This is a genomic window from Variovorax glacialis (assembly GCF_051216375.1).
Lineage (GTDB): Bacteria > Pseudomonadota > Gammaproteobacteria > Burkholderiales > Burkholderiaceae_C > Variovorax.
Map to the genome: position 1 here is coordinate 110,194 of NZ_JBPJZT010000017.1, position 21,861 is coordinate 132,054.

Sequence of the window (21,861 nt, forward strand, 5' to 3'; positions counted from 1 at the left end):
CGAAGCCGCAGCCTGTCGGCCTATGTCAGACGTCGTATCCCTACAGCGCCGGCTCCCGGGCGGCCGCCAGCTGCGCCTGGATCGCCTGCCGCAGCACCCTCGGCGAGACCGGTTTGTAAAGCACCGCCACCCCGGCGCTCGCCACCTCGCGGAGGCGGTCGGGCTTGGTTTCGCCGGTCACCAGCAGGCGTGCCGTGCCCGGGCCGATGCCGTTCGGATGGCGTTCGAGCGCGGCGAGTACGTCGAGGCCGTTGTCGCCGCCCTGCAGCAGGAGGTCGCTGACGACCACGTCCGGCGGGCGGCTCCAGGCGTCGGCGAGGGCCAGGGCCTCGGCGCGCGTCTGCGCGGCCATCACTTCCGCACCCCAGTTCGAGAGCACGACCTGCAGCCCTTCGAGGATGGTGCGCTCGTCGTCGATCACCAGCACCCGGACGTTGCGCAGTCCGCCGTCGTCGTCGACCGCCGCGCCCGGCGCGGGCAGGGGTGGCGGCGCCAGCCCGATCATCGGCTCCGTGCCGCGCACCATCACGCGCACGCAAGTGCCCTTGTGGAGCCGCGAACTGAGGTCGACGCGCGTGTTCAGCAGTGCCGCGAGCCGTTGCACCGTCGCCAGGCCGAGGCCCATGCCGCGGACGTTGCGGCCGCCCGGGCTTCCGTGCGGCTCGACCTGGAAGAACTCCTCGAAGACCCGCGCCTGGTGATGGGCCGCAATGCCGACGCCGGTGTCCCAGACGTCGATGCGGATGCCCTTGCCCCGCCGCCGGGCACCGACCAGCACGCCGCCTTCGACGGTGTGGCGCAGCGAGTTCGACACCAGGTTGTTCAGGATGCGCGAGAGCATCACGTAGTCGCAGCGCACCCACGCGTCGGTCTTGCGCACCACCAGCCGCAGGTTCTGCTGTTCGGCCACGGCGCGGAAGTTGCGGCTGATCTCGTCAAAAAGGGTGTCCAGCGCGAAGTCGGCCCAGTGCGGCTGCAGCACGCCGGCGTCGAGTTGCGAGAGGTTGAGCAGTTCGGTGAACAGCCGGTCCAGCGAATCGACGCACTCCCGGATGTGGCCGATACGCTGGAGTCGCGCCGGATCGGTCTCGCCGTTGGCCAGGCCGTCGGAGAAGAGCGTGAGCGCGTGCAGCGGCTGCCGCAGGTCGTGGCTGGCGGCGGCCAGCAGCCGCGTCTTCGCCTGGCTCGCGACTTCGAGCTGCTGGTTCTTGCTAGCCAGTTCCGCCGTAGCGTTGACGATCCGGCTTTCGAGTTGGTTGCGGCTTTCCGAGAGCGCCCGGGCGGCCTGGTTGAACCCGTCCTGCAGGCGGCGCACCTCGGCCGTGCCCTGCACCTCCACCTGGGCGTCCTCGCCGGCGCCGAGGCGTTCGACGGCCTCGCCGAGCGCGCGGATGGGCGCGCTGATGCGCCGCGCCGCCCACCAGCCGGCCAGTCCGACACCGACGAGACTGGCGATCAGCACCAGCACGACGTTGAGCCAGACCGCCTTCTTGGCGTTGCCCACGGCGTCGAGACTCATCTCCACCATCACCTTGCCCGCGTGCTTGCCGTCGTCGCCGATGATCGGCGCCACGACTTGCAGCCCTTCGCCGCGCTGCCGGTCGGCGGTTTCGGAGTTGGCGACGATCTCGCCGTCCTCCGACCAGATCTGCACCTGCTGCACGTGGGGCTGGTAGCTGCCCGACTGGGCGGTGCGCTGCAGCGCGCGGCGGTCCATGTGCTGGATCTGCGATTGCGCCACCGTCGCCACCTGGAGCGCTACCGTCTGGGCGTTGGCGCGCATCAGCTCCGTCACGTTCGCCAGATGCTGCTGCGTGAGCACGGCGATCGCGCCCAGCGTGGCAACGGTCGCGGGCAGCAGGGCCAGCAGGACGAGCTGCTGTGCCAGCGTTGGATGCACCGACAGGCGAAATGAGCGAAAGGACCAGTTCATGAGCGGAGAACGGCGCGTCTGCGGATCCGCCGCTACGTTACCGACCGAAGTACATGGGTGGAGAAAAACGACACGATGAAGGTTGAAGTTGGTTTCTAATTGTGTTCTCGACAGTACACGTTTGACCAGCCCGGGCAACAGGCCCTCTGGCAGATGCGTTTCCAAAGGATGCAGGCTTCTGTCCCACGCGCTTCCGGCGCTTCCCGTGCTCCCCTAGTGATCCAGGCTTGGCGTTGGCGGGTGATGGCGCGGCGCGCGGCTGCGCTGCTGCTGCGCGGTGGGCTGGCCATGGTGCTGGGTTGCCAGGTCGTAGCCACGGCGCAGACCGCCACTCCCGGAAGCACGGTGGGCGCCGGCACCCTGCGTTTCGGCATTCTTCCCCTGGGCGGCGCCTTCGAATCGCGCAACGACTGGGAACCGCTGCTCGCCGACATGAGCCGCGCGCTCGGGCGTCCGGTCACCATGCTGTCGGTCACGTCCTACGAGGCGCTCGAGCAGGCGATCCAGCGCGACCAGGTCGACATGGCCTTCCTGTCCGGCAAGATGGCCCTCGATGCCGTGACCCTGCGCCGCATGATCGTGGTGGCGCAGGTCACGCGCCATGACGGGCTGCCGGGCTACCGCGCCCTGTTGCTGACGCGCAAGACGGGGCCGAACACCGCTTTGAAGAGTCTCCTCGCCCAGCCGGAGAACTGGCGGCTGGCGCGCGGCGAAAGCCGATCGGTGTCGGGCTTCATCGTGCCGCAGCTGCAGCTCTTCCTGCCCAACCACATCGCCATGGAGACGCGCTTCCGCAGCGAGATCGTCGGGACACACCAGGTGACTGCGCTGGCGGTGGCCAATGGCGAGGCCGACGTCGCGACCAACAACACCGCCGACTTCGAACGCTTCAAGCTCCAGTTCCCGGCGGAGGCGGATCGGCTGCAGGTGATCTGGGAGTCCGAACTGATCCCCCATGCCCAGATCGTCATGCGACGCGACTACGGCCCGGCGTTCCAGAAGCAGGCCCAGGCCTTTCTCGTCGACTACGCCCGCAGTCGGGGGCCGCGCGGCGATGCGGAACGCAACGTGCTGAAGTCACTGCACGACCTGGCGGGCTTCGTCGCCGCCGACAACAGTTCGCTGATGCCGGCTGCCAAGCTGGCCTACCAACTGGCACGGCAAAGCGCGATGACCTCGCAATGGGTCAACGAAGCGGCGCGCCAGGCCCGCCTGCAGCGCATCGAGACAACCTATGCCGAGCAGCAGACGGCGCTGCGCGAGGGTGGGCCTTGAGTTCATGGTGAGGCGGCGGTTGCTCGCGCTTGCGGGCCACTGCGCAGTGACGGGTGCACTGGGCTGGCATGTCGCTGTCCATGCGCAGGCCGGGCGCGCCTCCGCGCCGGCGCCGCTGCGCTTCGGTGTGCTGCCGATCGGCGGCGCGTTCGAGTCCCGCGACAAGTGGGCGCCGCTGCTGGCCGACATGAGCCGCGAGCTGCGTCGGCCCGTGACTGCGCTGTCCGTGACCAGCTACGAATCCCTCGAGCAGGCCATCCAGCGCAACGAGGTGGACCTGGCCCTGCTGTCCGCCAAGATGGCGCTCGACGCCGTGTCCCGGCAGCGGATGCGGATGCTGGCCCAGGTCAGGCGCCATTCCGGCGAGCCCGACCATCGGGCCATTCTTCTCGTGCGCAAGACCGGGCCGATCGACAGCCTCGATGCCCTGCTCGCAAAGCCCGAGCGGTGGCGCTTGGCGCGCGGAGACAGCCGCTCGGTGTCGGGCTTCATCCTGCCGCAGGTCCAGCTCTTCCTGCCGAACCGCATCGAGATGGAAACGCGATTCCACAGCGAAATCATCGGCACCCATCAGACAACGGCGCTGGCGGTGGCGAATGGCGATGCGGATGTGGCAACCAACAACACCACCGACTTCGACCGCTTCAGGCAACAGTTTCCGGCCGAGGCCGATCTTCTTCAGGGTGATCTGGCAGTCCGCGCCGACGCCACCGGCGCAAATGGTGGTGCGGCACGGGCTTTCGCCCGCCGTCCAGAAGAAGGTGGAGGTCTTCCTGGTGCGTTACGGGCAGGGGACGGGTGCGCGCGCCGACGGCGAGCGCGACACATTGAAGACCTTGCGCACGGGCCTGGGCTTTGTTGCCGCGAGCAACGAGGCGTTGCTGCCAGCGGCCCAACTCGAATACCAACTGGCCCGGCAGAGCGCGCTCAATGCACGGTGGGTGAACGAAGCCGCACGGGAGGCCAGGCTGCAGCGCATCGAGCGCCTTTATGCGGAGCAGGTTGCTGCGCTGCGCAACGAGGCGCGTTGATCCAGCCGCTGCAAGCCGGTCGACGGATTCGCGAAGGCAAAAGCCCTACGCCTTCGATCGGCGCACCTAGGCCGTTCGCCAGATTTGCGCTCGCAGCCGTACGCGCGGAAACTGGATGTTTCACTCAGGCTTGTACGGAGGTCTTGTGGGCAGCGAGTCCTCTCCTGTCGTTTCAAGCGCGGCGCCGGGCTGGTTCGGCAAGTTGCCAGGCATGGGCGACTTCGCGCATCGCCGCCTGCCCGAGGAGTTTCGCGACGCCTGGGCGCGATGGCTGAACGCCGGTTTGGCGCGACTGCGCGTGCTTCACCAGAACTGGACCGAGCGCTACCTCGAGGCGCCGCTGTGGTGCTTCGTGCTGGGCCACGGCGTCGTCGGCGCGCAAAGCTGGATCGGCGTGATGATGCCGTCGGTCGATGAGTCGGGACAGTACTTTCCCTTCACCGTGACGCAGGAACTCGTGTCCCCGCGCACCGAGTTGACCGGCGAGGCGCTGGCCGAGGTGCGGCGCTGGTGGACGCTGGCGCGCCAGGGCGCACACGAAGGGCTGGACCAGGATCTCGACGCCGTCGGGTTCGAAGTGTTGCTGCATCGCCTGTTCGCGAACGGTGCGCAGGCCGGGAGCGAGGATGCCGAAGCGGCGCTGGCATTGCCGGTCGTCGGCCAGTCCCTGTGGTTCACCGATCCGACGGCCGAAGGCGGGCTCGGCATGGCCAGCCAGGGCCTGCCGGAAGACGACCAGTTCGAAGCGCTCTTCGGTTACTCGCCCGGTGCGTCGACACAGGGCTCGGAGCCGCCGTGACCTCTGGTGCCAGCGACGCGCCCACGGTCGCGCCGAGTGTTCGCAAGGCTGTCGACAACGCGGAGGCCGGCCGGCTTCCGGTCGGCAGCCGGCTCGCCGAATTCGAGGTGACCCGCATCGTCGGGCAGGGCGGCTTCGGGGTCGTCTACGAAGCCTGGGATCCCAAGCTCGAACGTGTGGTCGCGATCAAGGAATACCTCCCCTCGCTGCTGTCGACGCGCCAGGTGGACGGCGCGGTCGTGCCGCTGTCCGAGCGCCACCGCGAGACTTTCGACCTCGGCATGCGCAGCTTCATCAACGAGGCGCGCCTGCTCGCCCGCTTCGACCATCCGTCCCTGCTGAAGGTGTACCGGTCGTGGCAGGAGCGCGGCACCTCCTACATGGTGATGCCCTTCTATCGCGGCGACACCTTGCGGCAGGCGCTGGCCGTCAGGCCGGGCGGTGTCGACGAGGGATGGCTGTTGCGCGTCATGGACGGCGTGACGCAGGCGCTCGCGGTGATGCATGCCGCCCAGTGCTACCACCGCGACATCGCGCCGGACAACATCATCCTGCTCGAGGGTTCGGAGCGCCCCGTGGTGCTGGATTTTGGCGCCGCGCGACGGGTGATCAGCGACAAGACACAGACCATCACCGTCATCCTGAAGCCGGGCTACGCGCCGATCGAGCAGTACGCCGACATGCCGGGCATGACGCAGGGCGCGTGGACCGACGTGTATGCGCTGGCAGCGCTGATGCATGTCGCGGTGAGCGGCCATGCGCCGCCGCCGTCCGTGGCGCGCCTGCTGTCCGACGGCTACGTGCCGCTTGCGAGCAACGAGGCCTTGCAACAGCGCTACAGCGCGCGGCTGCTCTCGGCCATCGACGCGGGACTCGCCGTACGGCCCGAATCCCGCCCGCAGTCGATGGCGGCACTGCGCGAGGCGCTGGGACTGGTGGGGAATCCGGCAGCGTACCGACCGGCGAAGGTCGTCGCGAAGGTGCCGGTTGCGGCGCCGAAGGTGGCGCCGCCGCCGCCAGCCGGAGGCAAGGGCCGCCTCGTCGCGGCCGCCGCCGTGGCCGTCGCGACCCTGATCGTGATCATGGCCGGGTGGTGGCTGCTGCAAAGCGGGATCGTGTGAAGTGAGGGGGTTCCAGTGCACATGAAGATCGTCACCTTGTCGAAGAAGGGCGGCCGTGCCTACAACGAAGACGTTTTCGGTCAATGGAGCGACGGTCGCTTCGTCGCCTGCCTGGTGGCCGACGGCGCCGGCGGCCACGGCGGCGGCGACGTGGCCGCGGCGACGGCGCGCACCAGCATGCTCGACGGCTTCGCGGCGGCGCCGGGGCTCGACAGCGCCAGCCTGCGCCGGCTGCTGGAGCAGGCCAATCGCGACGTGGTGGCCCGCCAGGCCGAAGGCGGCCTGCTGGCCGACATGCGTTCGACGGCCGTGATGGCGGCCATCGACCTGCACGAGCGCGAACTCGCCTGGGCCCACAGCGGCGACAGCCGCGCCTACCTGTTTCGCGCCGGCGCGCTGGTGGCACGCACCGTCGACCACAGCCTGGTGCAGCAGATGGTGGCGGGCGGCATGATCGACGAGGAAGGCGCACGCGTGCACCCGCAGCGCAATTTGCTTCTGTCGGCCCTGGGCGCGGCCGACGGGGCGCTGGACATCACGGTCTCCGAGCGTATGCCGCTCGCCGTCGGCGATGCATTGCTGCTGTGCAGCGACGGCATCTGGGAGGTGCTCGGCGATGGCTTCCTGGGCACCGCGCTGCTGTCTTCACGGAGCCCGGGACAATGGATCGAGCAGATCGATGCCGAGGTCAAGGCGAGGGCGAAGCCGGGGCACGACAACTACACGGCCGTCGGCCTGTGGCTCACCTAGGTCGCCGCAGCCAACGTCATCGCGACCGGCCCCCGGCGGGCGCTTGCGCCGGAACGGTCAATCCCGTACCCTGAATCGCCGTCAAGGCGGAGCGCGTCCCGTCCGGGCAACACGACTTCGCGGACAGGGCGTCGAGGAGACCCACTCATGCCAAGCCGATCGAACGGCCTCGCGGCCGAAATGGAAGCGGTGCGAACGCTGGCGCTCGTCGGAGCGTCCGCCTCCGGCAAGACCACCCTTGCCGAAGCGCTGCTGCACAAATCGGGCGCCATCGGTGCGCCGGGCAGCATCGAACGCGGCAGCACCGTGAGCGACCATGACCCGCTCGAGCGACGCATGCAGCATTCGCTCAATGCCTCGGTGATGCACCTCACGCACGCGGGCACGCGGATTCATTTCATCGACACACCGGGCGGCGCCGATTTCCTCGGCCAGAGCCTGCCCGCACTGGAAGCGGTGGAGACGGCGGCGATCGTCATCAATGCGAGCACCGGCATCGAGCCGATGGCGGTGCGCATGATGGAGTACGCGGCCTCGCGGCACCTCACCCGCATGATCATCGTCAACAAGATCGACGCGCAGGGCGTCGACGTCGGGAGGCTGCTGGAGCAGCTCCAGGCGACCTTCGGCCGCGAATGCCTGCCGCTGAACCTGCCCGGGAGCGCGGGCTCGCGCGTGGTCGATTGCTTCTTCAACCGAGAGGGCGACTGCGACACGGGCAGCATCGATGCGGCGCACCGCGCGCTCGTCGAGCAGGTGGTCGAGGTCGATGCGGCTTTCGTCGATCGCTACCTCAACGATGGCGACGTCGACGCGACCGAGCTGCATGCGCCGCTCGAGCAGGCGCTGCGCGAGGGGCACCTGATCCCTGTCTGCTTCGTCTCGGCGCGCAGCGGGGCCGGCGTGTCCGAGTTGCTCGACGTGATCGTCAAGCTGCTGCCCGACCCCACCGAAGCCAACCCGCCGGATTTCCTGGTCGGCGAAGGCGCGGCTGCAAAGCCGATGCAGGCCACGCCCGATCCGTCGCTGCATGTGCTGGCGCACGTGTTCAAGGTGACGGTGGACCCGTATGTCGGCAAGCTGGGGATCTTCCGGGTGCACCAGGGCACGGTCACGACGAACAGCCAGCTCTACGTCGGCGACGGTCGCAAGCCCTTCAAGGTCGGCCACCTGTTCATGTTGCAGGGCAAGGATCATGTGGAAGTCACGCGTGCGGTGCCGGGCGACATCGTGGCGGTGGCCAAGGTGGAGGACATCCGCTTCGACTCCGTGCTGCACGACGCGGCCGAGGACGACCACGTGCACCTCGCGCCGCTCGACTTTCCCATCCCGGTGCACGGGCTGGCCATCGAGCCGAAGCGGCACGGCGACGAGCAGCGGATGTGGGAGATCCTCGGCAAGCTGGTGGGCGAGGACCCCTGCCTGCGGGTCGAGCACGTGGCCGCGACCAACGAGTCCGTCGTCTACGGGCTGGGTGAACTGCACCTGCGCATGCTGCTGGAACGGTTGCGCGAGGTCTACCGCTTCGAGGTCAACACGCGCCCGCCCCGCATCGCCTACCGCGAGACGGTGACGATGCCGGCAGAGGGCCACCATCGCCACAAGAAGCAGACGGGCGGGGCCGGCCAGTTCGGCGAGGTGTTCCTGCGCATCGAGCCGCTGGCGCGCGGCGCGGGCTTCGAGTTCGTTGATTCGGTCAAGGGCGGCACCATCCCGGGTCAGTTCATCCCGGCGGTCGAGAAAGGCGTGCGCGAGGTGCTGGTGACAGGTGCGATCGCCGGCTATCCGGTCGTGGATGTGCGCGTGGTCGTGCACGATGGCAAGCACCACAGCGTGGACAGCAAGGACATCGCCTTCGCCACGGCCGGCCGCAAGGCCTTCATGGCGGCGATCCGCGAGGCGCGGGCGATCGTTCTGGAGCCGATCGTCCAGATCGAAATCGCGGCGCCGGACGGATCGATCGGCGACGTGACGGGCGATCTCTCGTCCCGGCGCGGGCTCGTCACCGGGACGTCGAACATGGCAGCGGGCACCGTGGTCATCAAGGGCCAGGTGCCGATGTCCGAGCTGTCGAGCTACCAGTCGCGCCTCAACGCGATGACGAGCGGGCAGGGGCGCTACACGATTTCGCTCTCTCACTACGAAGCGGTGCCGCCGGCCGTGCAGCAGACCCTGATGGGGCAGCACCGCGTGCGCGACGACGAATGACGGCGGTCCGCAAGGCGCTTTGCTTCGCGCTTCAGATTTGCGTGGAGCCGAAGTAGCTGTCGCTCGCGCCGCCCGGATTTCGCGATCGCGCGAGGGGCTGGTCCGCCGGCAGGAAGCGTCCGAAAAGGTCCTGGATGAAGGCGGCGCCGCGGCCGTCGTGCGGCACGGCGGTGAGGTACAGCCCGCGCCAGCGCGGTGAATGCGGGCCATGGCCGTTGCCGAAGATGCGGTCCGCCATGGTGCGCAAGCCCGGCTGCAAGGCGCGGACCTCCTCGACGAAGCCGTGGATGGCCTGGCGCTGGGCGGGACCTTGCGCGTGGCGAAGCAAGGTCATGCGCAGCGCATGCAGGCGCTGCATGATCTCGTCGAACAACAGGTCCAGTTCGGCAACGGCCTCGACGCGCGGCGCCGTTTCGTCGGCCAGCCGGTGGCCCAGGGCCTGAACGGTCACCTCATCCGGCAGGGCTGCACGCACGATGTCGTAGCCGCGCAGCCGCTCCAGCCCGGTCACGAACAGATAGACCGGCAGCACCAGGCGCAAGTGCTCCGTCGCCTCGTGGATCAGCGTGCGGACCCTCGCCGCCGTGGCCTCCTGCGCCAAAGCGTCGCCCAGCAGGCAGGACACGCCCGCACACACCACGATCCCGTTGAGCGGAAGGCGCTCCCGGCGTTGCGCGAGCTCCAGCAGCGCGCGATACCAGAGGCTGCGTTCGTGCGGGTCCGCGGGATCGCCGAGGGCCGCGGGCGTGGTCTCGATCGCGATCATCGACGGCAGGCTGCGCCAGTGCCAGAAGGCGTCGTCGTGATCGGCATGCGACGATGCCAGGGGCGGCGTCTTGGCAGGGGAAGCGGCATCCAGCAGACCGGCGACGTTCGCCGATGCGTCGCCGATGAAGACGAACCACGGAATCGCGTACAGCGGATTGCGCAACGCGGGTGGGGCCGGCGACTGGCGGAGTGCCCGGCGCGCATGGGCGAGGGATTGCTCGAGTTCGCCGGGTCTCGACGGCGCCTCCTTCTCCTGGCCCAGTGCCGCGATGCGAAGGCGCAGCATTCGCCGCCGTGCGGAGCGGCCGGACCCGAGGACGATCCACCACAGGCTCAGGAAGGCGACCAGGCAGAGCCCCAGCAAGGGCCAGAAGAGGGTGGGGAGCCGGCTCATGGCGCTTGCCTGTCTTCACCGCGGAACGGTTTCGAGAAACACGAAGTCGGCGATGACCCGTGCGCCGAACTCGCCCGCGGCCAGCGAAGCCCGCAGCCGCTGGAGATAGGCCGACGCGAGCTCGAACGGCGGCCTGTCCGCGGTGTCGCTGAACGGTGTCGGCGACGACAGCGCGGTGAGCAACACCGTGCCGAAGGGCGGCGCCACCAGCCAGCTCGCCGGGATGTCGCGGCCCAACTCGATGGTCTCGCCGGCGCGCGCGCGGGGTTGCCCTTGACCCGCGTTCAGGTGCATCACGGCGCCGTCGGCGGTGTAGTAGTCGACCCACAGGTAGCCCTCGTAATCAGCGTTCCTGACCTGGAACAGCACCAGGTCCCCCTCGCGCAGCTGTCCGTTCCGAGCGGTGGTGGCGGCGATCTTCAGCCCGAGCTTGAGATCCAGATTGCGGGCCTGATAAGGCTTCAGGATGGCCACGACCTCGCAGTGCGGCCATACGCGCAGCTGGAGGTCGAAGCGCACCGTGCCGACGCCCGGCACGGCGCGCACGTCGTGTTCCAGACGTGCCACCTCCTCGGGGCGCGAGACGAAGCCGGTCACGCGCATGCCGCCGTCCTTCGTTTGGCTCACCGCGAGGTCGGCGCAGGCGTAGGTCTGGAATTGCTGCTCGACGCGCTGCACCAGCGTGGGCGACGATTCGCGCGGGCCCATCAGCATGAACCACAGGAGGTAGACGAGCGGCACCAGGAGTGCCAGCGCGGCGCTCGTGCGCAGCAGGGCGCGCTGCCGCCATTGAGGGTCCCGAGGCCCGGGCGGGTCGGGCAGCTCGTACGGCTGGGGCGTGATGCGGTCCTGCGCCAGCGTCTCGATGGCGACCGGACGGACCGGGAGCTGCTGGCCGTGCAAGTCCTTGAGCTTGCCGAGCTCGCCTCCCTCGCCGCTCTCGAAGTAGTACTGGCCCTTGAACCCGAGGACCAGCGCGTGCCAGTACACCTCGCGGACTTCGTCGTCGCCGGCCTTCAAGGCCGACAGGTGATGAAAGAACTCGGTCTGCGCGTTCTGCGAGTTGAAGAGCGCGACCTGCAGGGGCACGACCGTCTCCGTGCAGCCGGGGTGCCGCGCCAGGATCTCGTCCAGCCAGGCGACCATCGCGAAGAGTGCCGACTCCACCTTCTCGGCGGGGCTGCCCAGCCTGCGGGCCGCGCTGCGTGCCTCGTCGATGAGGCTACGGGCCTTGCGCTGCGTCTCCGGGCAGGTGTCGCTCATCCGGCCGGCGGCGATCGACGCGTCCAGCGACAGGCCGAACGACATCAGCGCGGAGAAACAGTCGAGCAGGCGAGCCATGCATCGCTCGCGACTATGCCTGGGTTGCGACGGGAGCCCCGCGTTTGCGCCTGTTTCGATGGCACATGCCGTTGTCCCCTGTCGTTTCTGGTATGGAATCGATTCTTTCCACGCGCGCGTGCGCGCGCCATACCGCTTGGGAGCTATGTCGTTCGGGGAGCAAATCCGCCTTGATGTGCGGTGCGTTCACCGGTATCTTCAACCTGGTGAGTTCACATCTGACGCTGGGGTAAGCCATGAAAATCCTGATCGCCGACGACCACCGGCTCGTCATCGAGGCGGTCAAGGCCAAACTGTCGGAGCTCGAGGCCGACATCGAGTTCGTCCTGGCAATGAGCGTCGACGAACTGCTCGCCGGTGCATCCGACGACATCGACCTGGCCGTGATCGACCTGAACATGCCGGGCGCCGAGGGACAGGCCCACATCGACGAGATCCGTCGCCGCCATCCCGCGGTGCCGGTGATCGTGCTCTCGGGCTACGAAGACCCTGCCGTGATGCGCAGCGCGCTGGAGCGCGGCGTGCTCGGCTTCATCCCGAAGGCGTACTCGCCCGAGGTGATGCTGTCCGCGGTGCGGCTGGTGCTGGCGGGCGGCGTCTACGTGCCGCCGATGATGCTGGCGGCATTGCCTCCGGGCGTCATTGCCGGCATTCCGAATGCGAGCGCGGCCATCGATGCCGCGCAGCGCGGGTCGTCCGCGGCCACCGCGCAGACGCTGGAGCACCTGCGCAACGTGCTGACCGAGCGGCAGGTCGAGGTGCTGCAACTGCTGTCGCAGGGCAAGCCCAACAAGCTGATCGGACGTGCGCTGGGCATCAGCGAGGGCACGGTCAAGATCCATTTGGCCGCGATCTTCCGGGCGCTCAACGTGCGCAACCGCACCGAGGCCGTGGTCGCGGCGCAGTCGCTCACCGAGGCCTGACGCGACCGATCCCGGACGCCAGCTGGCGGGCGCCGCTTATCCTCGCGGCATGTCCCTGGATCTCTCAAACTTCGACGCGGCGATCGTCGATCTCGACGGAACGATGATCGACACCATCGGAGATTTCGTCGTCGCCCTCAACCGCATGCTCGACGAACTCGCCCTGCCGCACATCGATGGGCCGACGGTCGAGGTCATGGTGGGCAAGGGCTCGGAGCATCTCATCCACTCGATCCTTCAGCACGTGCGGGGCACTTCGGACCATGACGCGCTCTGGTTCGAACGCGCCTGGCCGCGCTACCAGCACCATTACCTGGCCATCAACGGCCAGCACGCGAAGGTCTATGCCGGCGTGGCGGAGGGCCTGTCCGCGTTGAGAGCCCGCGGCCTGCGCCTCGCCTGCCTCACGAACAAACCCACCGCCTTCGCGAAGCCACTGCTGGCGTCGAAGGGCCTCGCCGGCTTCTTCGAAGTGATGTTCGGCGGCGACGCCTTCGACAGGAAGAAACCCGATCCGCTGCCCCTGCTCAAGGCCTGCGAAGCACTGGGCACCCGACCCGCCCGCACCCTGATGATCGGCGATTCGAGCAACGACGCGAAAGCCGCCCGCGCCGCAGGCTGCCCCGTCGTCCTCGTTAGCTACGGCTACAACCACGGCAAACCCATCCGCGAGGTCGACGCCGACGGCGTCATCGACTCCCTGGCCGACCTAACGACCCCCAAGCAAGCGGCGTAGACGACCAGGGCCGGCGCAGCCCGCCCCTTCGAGGAACACCACGGAACCGGCTTCGCCGGGCCGCAGGTGTTGCCCCCGGTAGGGGGTAGGCGGCTACACGAAGTGAGCAAGCCTGGGGGCGAGCCCAGGAACACCGCGGAACCGGCTTAGCCGGGCCGCCGGTGTTGCCCCCGGTAGGGGGTAGGCGAAGCGACACGAAGTGCGCGCAGCCTGGGGGCGAGCCCTACTTCCCCAGAAGGGCGTCTTTCAGCTTCCAGTCGGCCGGGTTCGGGCCGAGCCAGATGCGCACCAGGGCATTGAAGAAGGCCTGTTCCTTGATCGGATCGCCCTGCGGAACTCCCCTTACCGCGATCGAAGTGCCGGTGCCCGGCAACCAATCGACCGTGAACGAGTCGCCGGCCTTCAGCTGCTTCTGCTCGGAGAACACCTGGCTCATGCGCAGCAGGCCGGGGATCAGCTGCGACATTTCGCCCTTGGGCGAGTTGTCTTCCACGCCGCGCGTGAAGAGCTTGCCCAGTTCGTTGGCGTCGATGTCGCGAAGCATCGTGATGGCGATTCGCTTGGGGCCCGGCGCGGCCAGCACCTCTTCGGGCGTGCCCGCCTTCGTGCCCAGGTAGAGGCCGGCGGTGTAGACCTTGAACACGGCCTTGTAGCGCACACCCGCGCCGTTGAGCTGGAGCTTGCTGCCCTTCAGGTCGATGGCCTCGTCCAGCTTGACACCGGCGACGTCGATCTGGGTGGCGGACGCGGCGAACGACGCGAGGGCGAGGGTGGACAGCGCGATCACGCGCCGAAGGGCAGGCTGGGGCATCAAAATTGTCTCCGTGGGCTCCAAGAGATCCAAATGTATCTTTTGGTACAAGCTTTGTCGCTCGGCTAAACTCCCCATCCCATGTTCATTCATCACGTCATTCAGACAGGTCAAGGCAGCCGGGGAGCCTGGCCTTGGCGCACGCCATCGACGTTGCCTGCTTGATTGCACGGCGCACGCCGTGCGCCCGCGGCCCTCAGCCATCCTGACGGCCAAACTGAATGACCCCGCCAGCGACCCACCAGCGTCTGCCGGCCGACGGAGACCCCACCCGTGATCACTGAACTCGAATTCAAAAGCCTCAGCGCGCAGGGCTACAACCGCATTCCGCTGATGGTCGAGGCCTTTGCCGACCTCGAGACCCCTCTTTCCCTCTACCTCAAGTTGGCCTACACCAAGGACAGCGGCAAGCACAGCTTCCTGCTCGAATCGGTGGTGGGCGGCGAACGCTTCGGCCGATACAGCTTCATCGGACTTCCCGCGCGCACGCTTTTGAGGGCCAGCGGCTTCGGTTCCGAGGCCGTGACGGAGGTCGTAACAGACGGCAAAGTCGTGGAAAAAGTCCAGGGCAACCCCCTCGATTTCGTCGCGGCTTACCAACAGCGCTTCAAGGTCGCCCTGCGGCCGGGCCTGCCGCGCTTCTGCGGCGGCCTGGCCGGCTACTTCGGCTACGACACGGTCCGCCACATCGAGAAGAAGCTCGAAAAAACCTGTCCGCCCGACGCGCTGGGTTGTCCCGATATCCTTTTGCTGCAGTGCGAGGAACTGGCGGTCATCGACAACCTCTCGGGCAAGCTCTACCTGATCGTCTACGCCGATCCGGGTCAGTCCGAGGCCTACGCGAACGCCAAGCGCCGGCTTCGCGAACTGCGCGACCAGCTCAAGTATTCGGTCAGTGCGCCGCGCGTGCAGCCGACGCAGGCGCACCCGGCGCAGCGCAGCTTCGCCAAGGCCGACTACCTTGCGGCTGTGGAGCGCGCCAAGGAACTGATCGCGGCCGGCGACTTCATGCAGGTGCAGGTGGGCCAGCGCATCAGCAAGCGCTACACGGAGTCGCCGCTGTCGCTGTATCGCGCCCTGCGGTCGCTGAATCCGTCGCCTTACATGTACTACTACCACTTGGGCGATTTCCATGTGGTGGGTGCGTCGCCCGAGATCCTCGTGCGGCAGGAGCACACGGGCGAGGGCGAGCAGAAGATCACCATCCGTCCGCTGGCCGGCACCCGTCCGCGCGGGGCCTCGCCCGAGCTCGACAAGGCCGCCGAGGTCGAGCTGATCAACGACCCCAAGGAGCGCGCCGAGCACGTGATGCTGATCGACCTCGCGCGCAACGACATCGGGCGCATCGCCAAGACGGGCACCGTGAAGGTGACGGAGGCCTTCGCGGTGGAACGCTACAGCCACGTCATGCACATCGTGAGCAACGTCGAGGGCACGCTGAAGGACGGCATGACCGCGATCGACGTGCTCAAGGCCACCTTCCCGGCGGGCACGCTGACGGGTGCGCCCAAGGTGCATGCAATGGAACTGATCGACCAGCTCGAGCCGACCAAGCGCGGAATCTATGGGGGCGCCTGCGGCTATATCAGCTACGCCGGCGACATGGACGTTGCCATTGCCATCCGGACCGGCATCGTGAAGGACCAGATGCTGCACGTGCAGGCCGCTGCCGGGGTCGTTGCCGATTCGGTGCCGGAACTGGAATGGAAAGAGACCGAGGCCAAGGCGCGCGCCCTGCTGCGCGCTGCGGAACTGGTCGAGGAAGGGTTGGAATGATGGCCGACGATACCCAGATCAACGACTTCTCCCACGAGATCATCGGCGCGGCCGTGGAGGTGCAGCGGGTGCTCGGCACCGGCCTCGCGCAGGAGGTCTATGCCGCCGCGCTGGCGATCGAACTGACCGAGCGAGAGATCGGTTTCGAGCGCGACGTGCCGATGTCGGCCAGCTACCGGGGTCGTTCGCTCGGCGAGGTCTGCTATGCGGACTTCGTGGTGGAACAGTCGGTCATGGTCGACGTCAGAGCGGTCGATGCACTCACCGATCTGCATCGCGCGCAGGCGCAGGCGGCCGTGCGGCTGTCCGGCCTCAAGCTGGGCCTGCTCATCAATTTCAACGTGTTCCCGGTGGTCAAGGGCGTGCACCGGATCGGAGTCAAGCCATGAAGCTCCTGATGATCGACAACTACGACAGCTTCACCTACAACCTGGTGCAGTATTTCGGCGAGCTCGGCGCGGAGGTCGAGGTGCATCGCAATGACGAGATCACGCTCGAGGGGCTTCGGGAGCGCATTGCCGGCGGCATCGACCGGCTCGTGATCTCGCCGGGGCCTTGCTCACCCGCTGAAGCCGGTGTCTCCGTGGCGGCGATCCAGGAGTTTGCGGGGCGCCTGCCCATCCTCGGCGTGTGTCTCGGGCACCAGGCGATCGGCGCCGCCTTCGGTGGAAAGATCATCCGGGCGCAGCAGCTGATGCATGGCAAGACCAGTGAGATCACGACCACGCGCGAAGGCGTGTTCGCGGGATTGCCGGAGAAGTTCAGCGTCAACCGCTATCACTCGCTGGCGATCGAGCGCGACACCTGCCCGGGCGAACTGGCCCTCACCGCGTGGACCGACGACGGGGAGATCATGGGCGTGCGCCACACCGGTTTCGAGCATCCGGTGCGCATCGAAGGCGTGCAGTTCCACCCCGAATCCATCCTCACCGAGCACGGCCACGCCATGCTTCGGAATTTCCTGGAGTGAACCGAATGACCAACTCTTCATCGACCCTCGTCGACCTGCGCAGCGACACGGTCACGCAGCCCACGTCCGCGATGCGCGCCGCCATGATGGCGGCCCCCCTCGGCGACGACGTGTTCGGCGACGACCCGAGCGTTAATGCGCTCCAGGCGCAGATCGCCGGGATGCTGGGCTTCGAGGCGGCGCTGTTCGTGCCCACGGGCACCCAGAGCAACCTTTGCGCGATCCTCTCGCATTGCCAGCGGGGCGACGAATACATCGTTGGCCAGATGGCGCACTGCTACCGCTGGGAAGGCGGCGGCGGCGCGGTGTTCGGCAGCGTGCAGCCGCAGCCGCTGAACCATCAGCCGGACGGGACGCTCGCGCTGGACGAGATCGAAGCCGCCATCAAGCCCGACGATGCGCATTTCGCTCGCACGCGGCTCCTCGCGCTCGAGAACACGCTGGGCGGCAAGGTGCTGCCCTTTGCCTATGTCGAGCAGGCCACGCAGCTGGCGCAGCGCAAAGGGCTCAACCGTCACCTCGACGGCGCGCGGCTTTTCAACGCGGCCGTTGCGCAGGCTGCGCAACGGGGTACCGATGCGCGCGCCGAGGCTCGCCGCATTGCCGGCTGCTTCGACAGCGTGTCGGTCTGCTTCAGCAAGGGACTCGGGGCGCCGGTCGGCTCCGCGCTGTGCGGGACGCGAGAGTTCATTGCACGCGCGCACCGCATTCGCAAGATGGCCGGCGGCGGCATGCGCCAGGCCGGGGTGCTGGCTGCGGCGGCCTCCCATGCGCTGGAACGCCATGTCGAACGACTCGCGCAGGACCACGCCCTCGCTCGCCAGCTGGCGGAGGGGCTGGCGGGCATCGACGAGCTCCAGGTCGAGGCGCCGCAGACGAATCTGCTGTTCGTCGACCTGATGGGCGCGGCGCGGACGCGCTCCGCTGAACTGCTGGCGCATCTGAAGCAGCATGGCGTCCTTGCGACGGGCCTCTACCGGTTGCGCTTCGCGACCCACCTCGATGTCGACGCAGACGGGATCGAGCGCGCGACAAGGGCCATCCGGAGCTTCTTCCATGCCTGAGGCCCATTCCCTGCTGCTCTTCATCGCGGCCGGGCTTCTGCTCAATCTGACGCCGGGCCCGGACGTGCTCTACATCGTGACGCGTTCCCTGCGATCGGGAACGCGCGCGGGGATCGTCGCTGGCTTCGGCATCACGGCGGGGTGCTTCGTGCACATCACCGCCGCGGCGCTGGGCGTGAGTGCGCTGATGGCGGCGTCGACGACCGCCTTCACCGTCCTGAAATGGGTGGGCGCGGCCTACCTGCTGTGGGTGGGTGCGCGGATGCTCCTGGCGCGGCCCTCGACCTCCTCGCCGGCGGTGTCGGCGGACAGCGATCCAGCCGGTCCCGCCAGCAGGAAGAGCGTCTTTCTCGGCGGCTTCTGGACGAACGCACTGAACCCGAAGGTGGCCCTGTTCTTTCTGGCCTTCGTCCCGCAGTTCATCGCGCCCGGGACGGACAACAAGCCGCTGGCCTTCTTCCTGCTGGGCGTGCTGTTCAACTTCAACGCGATCTTCGTCAACGTGGCGTGGGCGCTGCTCGCCGGCTGGACGGCGCGTCGGGTCGGCATCGTCCAGCGCGGCATGCACTGGCTGCAGCGCGGCGCAGGCGCGCTCTTCGTCGGCTTTGGCTTCAGGCTCGCGCTTTCCGACAATCCGCTCGCCCCGACCTCTGTCCATTGAAACAAGGGAGACAACCACATGCCTATCACCCCCCAGGAAGCGCTCCAGCGCACCATCGAGCACCGCGAGGTGTTCCACGACGAGATGCTGCACATCGTGCGCCTCATCATGAGCGGCGAGTGCTCGCCCGTGATGATGGCGGCACTGATCACCGGCTTGCGCGTCAAGAAGGAAACCATCGGCGAGATCACCGCCGCTGCGCAAGTGATGCGCGAGGTTTCGACAAAGGTGCCGGTCGCCGACACGACGAACCTCGTCGACATCGTGGGCACCGGCGGCGACGGCTCGCACACGTTCAACATCTCGACCTGCTCGATGTTCGTCGTCGCGGCCGCGGGCGCCAAGGTCAGCAAGCACGGCGGGCGCAGCGTAAGCAGCAAGTCCGGCAGCGCTGACGTGCTCGAGTCGCTCGGCATCAACATCAACCTGAAGCCGGAGCAGATCGCGAAGTGCATCGCGGACGTGGGCATCGGCTTCATGTTCGCGCCCAACCACCATCCGGCGATGAAGAACGTCGCACCGATCCGCAAGGAACTCGGCATCAAGACCATCTTCAACATCCTCGGCCCGCTGACCAATCCGGCCGGTGCGCCGAACATCCTGATGGGTGTTTTCCACGCCGACCTGGTCGGGATCCAGGTGCGGGCGTTGCAGCGGCTGGGCGCGGAGCATGCATTGGTTGTCTACGGGCGCGACGGCATGGACGAGATCTCGCTTGGCGCGGCCACCATGGTCGGCGAGTTGAAGGATGGCGAAGTTCGCGAGTACGAGCTGCATCCGGAGGACTTCGGGTTCTCGATGTCGAGCAATCGCACGCTGCGCGTCGAGACGCCGGAGCAGTCGAAGGCGATGTTGCTCGACGTGCTCGACAACCGGCCGGGGCCAGCGCGGGACATCGTGCTGCTCAATGCCGGTGCGGGGCTCTACGCTGCCAACGTGTCCGATTCCATCGCTGCAGGCGTGGAGCGCGCCCGCACGGCGCTGGAGTCCGGCGCGGCCAAGGCCAAGCTGGCTGAGCTCATCGCGGCTACTGCGGTTTAGGGGCGGCTAACCATGTCGGACATTCTCGAAAAAATCATTGCGGTCAAACGCGAGGAAATCGCCGCGGCCAAGAAGAAGGCGCCCCTCGAAGCCGTTCGCTTCGATGCGGAAAGCCGCGTGCTCACCCGCGACTTCACGGGTGCCTTGCGTGCAAAGATCGCGGCCGGCGCTGCGGCGGTCATAGCCGAAGTCAAGAAGGCCAGTCCCAGCAAGGGCGTGTTGCGGGCGGAGTTCATCCCCGCGGACATCGCCCAGAGCTACGCCGAAGGAGACGGCGTGGTGAACGCGGCCTGTCTTTCGGTGTTGACCGACCGGCAGTTCTTCCAGGGCGGCGTGGATTACCTGAAGCAGGCGCGAGCCTCGTGCGACCTGCCAGTCCTGCGCAAGGATTTCATCGTCGACGCCTACCAAGTCTACGAATCACGAGCGATGGGCGCCGACGCCATCCTGCTGATCGCGGCCTGCCTGGACGATGCCCAGATGCGTGAATTCGAAGCGATTGCCATCGGTCTTGGCATGTCGGTGCTGGTCGAAGTGCACGACGCGGCCGAACTCGAACGCGCGCTGAAGCTCAAGACGCCGCTCATTGGCGTCAACAACCGAAACCTCCGGACGTTCGAGGTGTCGATCCAGACAACGATCGATTTGCGGGCTCAGGTTCCGGGCGATCGTTTGCTCGTGGCCGAGTCGGGCATCGCAACACGCGACGATGTCGCAAGGCTGCGCGCGGCGAGCGTCCACGCCTTTCTGGTCGGCGAAGCCTTCATGCGTGCGGACGAACCGGGCGAAGCGCTCGCCACGTTGTTCAAATGAGTTCGGGAGATCGGCTCGCGAGCAGCGACCCCGCCGACTGGCCGGTCGCGGATGGATGGCGTCCGTTGGTCGATCGCTTCTTCGAGGAGCCCGTCGGCCTGAAGCTGCTCGGCTTCCTGCGCGAACGGCTGGATGCCGGCGCAGTGATCTTTCCGCCCCAGCCGTTGCGTGCACTTGAGCTGACGCCGCCGGAGGAGGTTCGCGTGGTGATCCTTGGACAGGACCCGTATCACGGACGCGGACAGGCCGAGGGGCTCGCCTTTTCGGTCGCGCCGGGCGTGGCGTTGCCGCCGTCGCTGCGCAACATCTTCAAGGAACTGGAGCGAGATCTCCGCACACCGCCTCCGAAGTTTCCGAATCCTGGGGGAAGCCTGGTCAAGTGGGCGACGCACGGCGTGCTGTTGCTGAACACCTGCCTGACCGTGGAGGAAGGGCAGCCAGCAAGCCACTCCGGGCGAGGCTGGGAAGTGCTGACCGATGCCGTGATCCGCCATGTTGCGGTCGGCGAGCGACCGGTTGTCTTCATGCTGTGGGGCTCGCATGCGCAGAGCAAGCGAGCGCTGATCGACACAAATCGTCACAAGGTGCTGATGTCGAATCATCCGTCGCCCCTCTCGGCGTTGCGGCCGCCCGTGCCATTTATCGGGTGCGGCCACTTTGGTCAGGCCCGGGCGTGGCGCGAAGCTGGGAGGTCGCCGGGGGAGTAAGTGCTTGATTTCATGCGAGAATCTTGGGCTCGGAGTAAATCGCACGTCTAGCGGCAAGCCGAATCAACGGCTGCCGCGAAGTTGCTTGCGATGCGGCACAAGCTGTCGGGGATGTTCGACGCGCCCTGGCAATCGTGCTATATTCCGAGGTTCGCCGGAGAGGTGGCCGAGTGGTTAATGGCAGCAGACTGTAAATCTGCCCTCTTACGAGTACGCTGGTTCGAATCCAGCCCTCTCCACCAGCGATGAATGGATTTTGCAGAGCGCTTGAATGTGAGGAGCCGAGGCGAAAAGCAAAGGCTCTGACTGTGCTGCGATGCAGCGCGATCTGACGGGTGATTCAGGTCGTGATGTGTCGTGATGCGGGAGTAGTTCAATGGTAGAACCCTAGCCTTCCAAGCTAATGACGCGGGTTCGATTCCCGTCTCCCGCTCCAGTGGTCCACATCAGCGCTAGGCGCGGTTGGTTAATAGATATTGCCCATTTGGCTCAGTGGTAGAGCACTCCCTTGGTAAGGGAGAGGTCGCGGGTCCGATTCCCGCAATGGGCACCAGTTTTGGGGTTGCAGCCGATCGGGTGCAGCCCCATATCAGTGCGTTGATCTAGTTATTTTTCGGAGTCGAGAAAATGGCAAAAGGAAAATTCACCCGTACGAAGCCGCACGTGAACGTGGGCACGATTGGTCACGTTGACCATGGCAAGACGACGCTGACGGCGGCGATTGCGACGGTGCTGTCGA

General features: G+C 67.2%; 21 protein-coding genes, 3 tRNA genes and 1 pseudogene. 21 read left to right on the forward strand and 4 right to left on the reverse strand.

The features are described from left to right. Positions 1-40: 40 nt before the first annotated feature. Positions 41-1,933, reverse strand: coding sequence for an ATP-binding response regulator (locus tag ACSFBL_RS29815; protein ID WP_435519431.1), 1,893 nt, complete (start codon positions 1,931-1,933; stop codon positions 41-43). A 243-nt stretch (positions 1,934-2,176) separates the two neighbouring features. On the opposite strand from ACSFBL_RS29815, the gene phnD reads away from it, so the two are divergent. The 7 genes and pseudogenes from phnD (at position 2,177) to fusA (ending at position 9,117) form a co-directional block, all read left to right on the forward strand. Then, a complete protein-coding gene (gene phnD, locus ACSFBL_RS29820; protein WP_435519432.1) occupies positions 2,177-3,208 on the forward strand; it encodes a phosphate/phosphite/phosphonate ABC transporter substrate-binding protein in 1,032 nt (343 codons plus the stop codon). Between the two features lie 4 nt (positions 3,209-3,212). Beyond that, positions 3,213-3,818 (forward strand): annotated as a pseudogene (locus tag ACSFBL_RS29825) (PhnD/SsuA/transferrin family substrate-binding protein); the annotation flags it as partial. 109 nt (positions 3,819-3,927) lie between these two features. Beyond that, positions 3,928-4,239, forward strand: coding sequence for a hypothetical protein (locus ACSFBL_RS29830; RefSeq protein ID WP_435519453.1), 312 nt, complete (start codon positions 3,928-3,930; stop codon positions 4,237-4,239). A 211-nt stretch (positions 4,240-4,450) separates the two neighbouring features. Beyond that, a complete protein-coding gene (gene tagF / locus ACSFBL_RS29835; protein WP_435519433.1) occupies positions 4,451-5,038 on the forward strand; it encodes a type VI secretion system-associated protein TagF in 588 nt (195 codons plus the stop codon). Beyond that, positions 5,035-6,159 (forward strand): serine/threonine-protein kinase, encoded by a 1,125-nt coding sequence (locus ACSFBL_RS29840; protein WP_435519434.1) that lies wholly within the window; start codon positions 5,035-5,037, stop codon positions 6,157-6,159. Before tagF ends, ACSFBL_RS29840 begins: the two co-directional genes overlap by 4 nt. Positions 6,160-6,180: 21 nt before the next feature. Continuing rightward, the gene (locus ACSFBL_RS29845; RefSeq protein WP_435519435.1) at positions 6,181-6,909 is read left to right on the forward strand and encodes a PP2C family protein-serine/threonine phosphatase; all 729 of its coding nucleotides are present in this window, start codon (positions 6,181-6,183) and stop codon (positions 6,907-6,909) included. A 147-nt stretch (positions 6,910-7,056) separates the two neighbouring features. After that, on the forward strand, positions 7,057-9,117 hold the full coding sequence (gene fusA, locus ACSFBL_RS29850) for an elongation factor G (RefSeq protein ID WP_435519436.1): 2,061 nt from the start codon (positions 7,057-7,059) through the stop codon (positions 9,115-9,117). A gap of 31 nt (positions 9,118-9,148) precedes the next feature. On the opposite strand, the gene ACSFBL_RS29855 is transcribed toward fusA, so the two are convergent. Beyond that, complete coding sequence (locus tag ACSFBL_RS29855; protein ID WP_435519437.1) at positions 9,149-10,279, reverse strand: type VI secretion system protein; 1,131 nt, start codon at positions 10,277-10,279, stop codon at positions 9,149-9,151. Between the two features lie 15 nt (positions 10,280-10,294). Beyond that, entirely contained in the window at positions 10,295-11,620 is a 1,326-nt protein-coding gene (locus ACSFBL_RS29860) for a DotU family type IV/VI secretion system protein (protein ID WP_435519438.1), read from the reverse strand. 236 nt (positions 11,621-11,856) lie between these two features. Between ACSFBL_RS29860 and ACSFBL_RS29865 the strand changes: the two genes are divergently transcribed. After that, positions 11,857-12,543, forward strand: a complete 687-nt coding sequence (locus ACSFBL_RS29865; protein WP_435519439.1) for a LuxR C-terminal-related transcriptional regulator — start codon at positions 11,857-11,859, stop codon at positions 12,541-12,543. A gap of 49 nt (positions 12,544-12,592) precedes the next feature. Continuing rightward, positions 12,593-13,279 carry a phosphoglycolate phosphatase gene (locus ACSFBL_RS29870; RefSeq protein ID WP_435519440.1) on the forward strand — a complete coding sequence of 229 codons (687 nt, stop codon included), beginning with the start codon at positions 12,593-12,595 and terminating at the stop codon, positions 13,277-13,279. A 223-nt stretch (positions 13,280-13,502) separates the two neighbouring features. Here the strand turns inward: ACSFBL_RS29870 and ACSFBL_RS29875 are convergent, their stop codons facing one another. Further along, positions 13,503-14,090, reverse strand: a complete 588-nt coding sequence (locus ACSFBL_RS29875; protein WP_435519441.1) for a chalcone isomerase family protein — start codon at positions 14,088-14,090, stop codon at positions 13,503-13,505. A 273-nt stretch (positions 14,091-14,363) separates the two neighbouring features. Here ACSFBL_RS29875 and trpE point away from each other — a divergent pair, with 273 nt between their 5' ends. The 12 genes from trpE to ACSFBL_RS29935 form a co-directional block, all read left to right on the forward strand. After that, on the forward strand, positions 14,364-15,866 hold the full coding sequence (gene trpE, locus ACSFBL_RS29880) for an anthranilate synthase component I (protein WP_435519442.1): 1,503 nt from the start codon (positions 14,364-14,366) through the stop codon (positions 15,864-15,866). After that, entirely contained in the window at positions 15,863-16,255 is a 393-nt protein-coding gene (locus ACSFBL_RS29885) for a GxxExxY protein (RefSeq protein WP_435519443.1), read from the forward strand. Before trpE ends, ACSFBL_RS29885 begins: the two co-directional genes overlap by 4 nt. After that, entirely contained in the window at positions 16,252-16,836 is a 585-nt protein-coding gene (locus tag ACSFBL_RS29890; RefSeq protein ID WP_435519444.1) for an anthranilate synthase component II, read from the forward strand. The genes ACSFBL_RS29885 and ACSFBL_RS29890 overlap by 4 nt, the downstream gene beginning before the upstream one ends. A gap of 5 nt (positions 16,837-16,841) precedes the next feature. Next, a complete protein-coding gene (ltaE, locus tag ACSFBL_RS29895) occupies positions 16,842-17,900 on the forward strand; it encodes a low-specificity L-threonine aldolase (protein ID WP_435519445.1) in 1,059 nt (352 codons plus the stop codon). Next, on the forward strand, positions 17,893-18,561 hold the full coding sequence (locus ACSFBL_RS29900; RefSeq protein WP_435519446.1) for a LysE family translocator: 669 nt from the start codon (positions 17,893-17,895) through the stop codon (positions 18,559-18,561). The genes ltaE and ACSFBL_RS29900 overlap by 8 nt, the downstream gene beginning before the upstream one ends. Before the next feature lie 18 nt (positions 18,562-18,579). After that, positions 18,580-19,602, forward strand: coding sequence for an anthranilate phosphoribosyltransferase (trpD, locus tag ACSFBL_RS29905; RefSeq protein WP_435519447.1), 1,023 nt, complete (start codon positions 18,580-18,582; stop codon positions 19,600-19,602). Between the two features lie 12 nt (positions 19,603-19,614). Then, positions 19,615-20,415: an indole-3-glycerol phosphate synthase TrpC gene (trpC, locus tag ACSFBL_RS29910; protein WP_435519448.1), complete on the forward strand. Its 801-nt coding sequence runs from the start codon at positions 19,615-19,617 to the stop codon at positions 20,413-20,415. Beyond that, complete coding sequence (locus tag ACSFBL_RS29915; protein WP_435519449.1) at positions 20,412-21,122, forward strand: uracil-DNA glycosylase; 711 nt, start codon at positions 20,412-20,414, stop codon at positions 21,120-21,122. The genes trpC and ACSFBL_RS29915 overlap by 4 nt, the downstream gene beginning before the upstream one ends. A 156-nt stretch (positions 21,123-21,278) precedes the next feature. Continuing rightward, positions 21,279-21,364: transfer RNA gene (locus ACSFBL_RS29920), tRNA-Tyr, on the forward strand. Between the two features lie 120 nt (positions 21,365-21,484). Further along, a tRNA-Gly gene (locus tag ACSFBL_RS29925) sits at positions 21,485-21,558 on the forward strand. Between the two features lie 42 nt (positions 21,559-21,600). Beyond that, positions 21,601-21,675 (forward strand) — tRNA-Thr (locus ACSFBL_RS29930). A gap of 74 nt (positions 21,676-21,749) precedes the next feature. Next, positions 21,750-21,861: GTP-binding protein (locus ACSFBL_RS29935; RefSeq protein WP_435460540.1), on the forward strand; the 112-nt coding region annotated here is incomplete at its 3' end.

Bases quoted from the DNA above. Each gene is read 5' to 3' on its own strand.
- ACSFBL_RS29900 (WP_435519446.1), top strand. From the start codon at position 17,893: ATGCCTGAGGCCCATTCCCTGCTGCTCTTCATCGCGGCCGGGCTTCTG.
- ACSFBL_RS29865 (WP_435519439.1), top strand. From the start codon at position 11,857: ATGAAAATCCTGATCGCCGACGACCACCGGCTCGTCATCGAGGCGGTC.
- ACSFBL_RS29870 (WP_435519440.1), top strand. From the start codon at position 12,593: ATGTCCCTGGATCTCTCAAACTTCGACGCGGCGATCGTCGATCTCGAC.
- trpD (WP_435519447.1), top strand. From the start codon at position 18,580: ATGCCTATCACCCCCCAGGAAGCGCTCCAGCGCACCATCGAGCACCGC.
- ACSFBL_RS29860 (WP_435519438.1), bottom strand. From the start codon at position 11,620: ATGGCTCGCCTGCTCGACTGTTTCTCCGCGCTGATGTCGTTCGGCCTG.
- ACSFBL_RS29890 (WP_435519444.1), top strand. From the start codon at position 16,252: ATGAAGCTCCTGATGATCGACAACTACGACAGCTTCACCTACAACCTG.
- ACSFBL_RS29915 (WP_435519449.1), top strand. From the start codon at position 20,412: ATGAGTTCGGGAGATCGGCTCGCGAGCAGCGACCCCGCCGACTGGCCG.
- ACSFBL_RS29815 (WP_435519431.1), bottom strand. From the start codon at position 1,933: ATGAACTGGTCCTTTCGCTCATTTCGCCTGTCGGTGCATCCAACGCTG.
- ltaE (WP_435519445.1), top strand. From the start codon at position 16,842: ATGACCAACTCTTCATCGACCCTCGTCGACCTGCGCAGCGACACGGTC.
- fusA (WP_435519436.1), top strand. From the start codon at position 7,057: ATGCCAAGCCGATCGAACGGCCTCGCGGCCGAAATGGAAGCGGTGCGA.
- ACSFBL_RS29875 (WP_435519441.1), bottom strand. From the start codon at position 14,090: ATGCCCCAGCCTGCCCTTCGGCGCGTGATCGCGCTGTCCACCCTCGCC.
- ACSFBL_RS29855 (WP_435519437.1), bottom strand. From the start codon at position 10,279: ATGAGCCGGCTCCCCACCCTCTTCTGGCCCTTGCTGGGGCTCTGCCTG.
- tagF (WP_435519433.1), top strand. From the start codon at position 4,451: ATGGGCGACTTCGCGCATCGCCGCCTGCCCGAGGAGTTTCGCGACGCC.
- ACSFBL_RS29845 (WP_435519435.1), top strand. From the start codon at position 6,181: ATGAAGATCGTCACCTTGTCGAAGAAGGGCGGCCGTGCCTACAACGAA.
- trpC (WP_435519448.1), top strand. From the start codon at position 19,615: ATGTCGGACATTCTCGAAAAAATCATTGCGGTCAAACGCGAGGAAATC.
- ACSFBL_RS29885 (WP_435519443.1), top strand. From the start codon at position 15,863: ATGATGGCCGACGATACCCAGATCAACGACTTCTCCCACGAGATCATC.
- phnD (WP_435519432.1), top strand. From the start codon at position 2,177: ATGGCGCGGCGCGCGGCTGCGCTGCTGCTGCGCGGTGGGCTGGCCATG.
- ACSFBL_RS29830 (WP_435519453.1), top strand. From the start codon at position 3,928: ATGGTGGTGCGGCACGGGCTTTCGCCCGCCGTCCAGAAGAAGGTGGAG.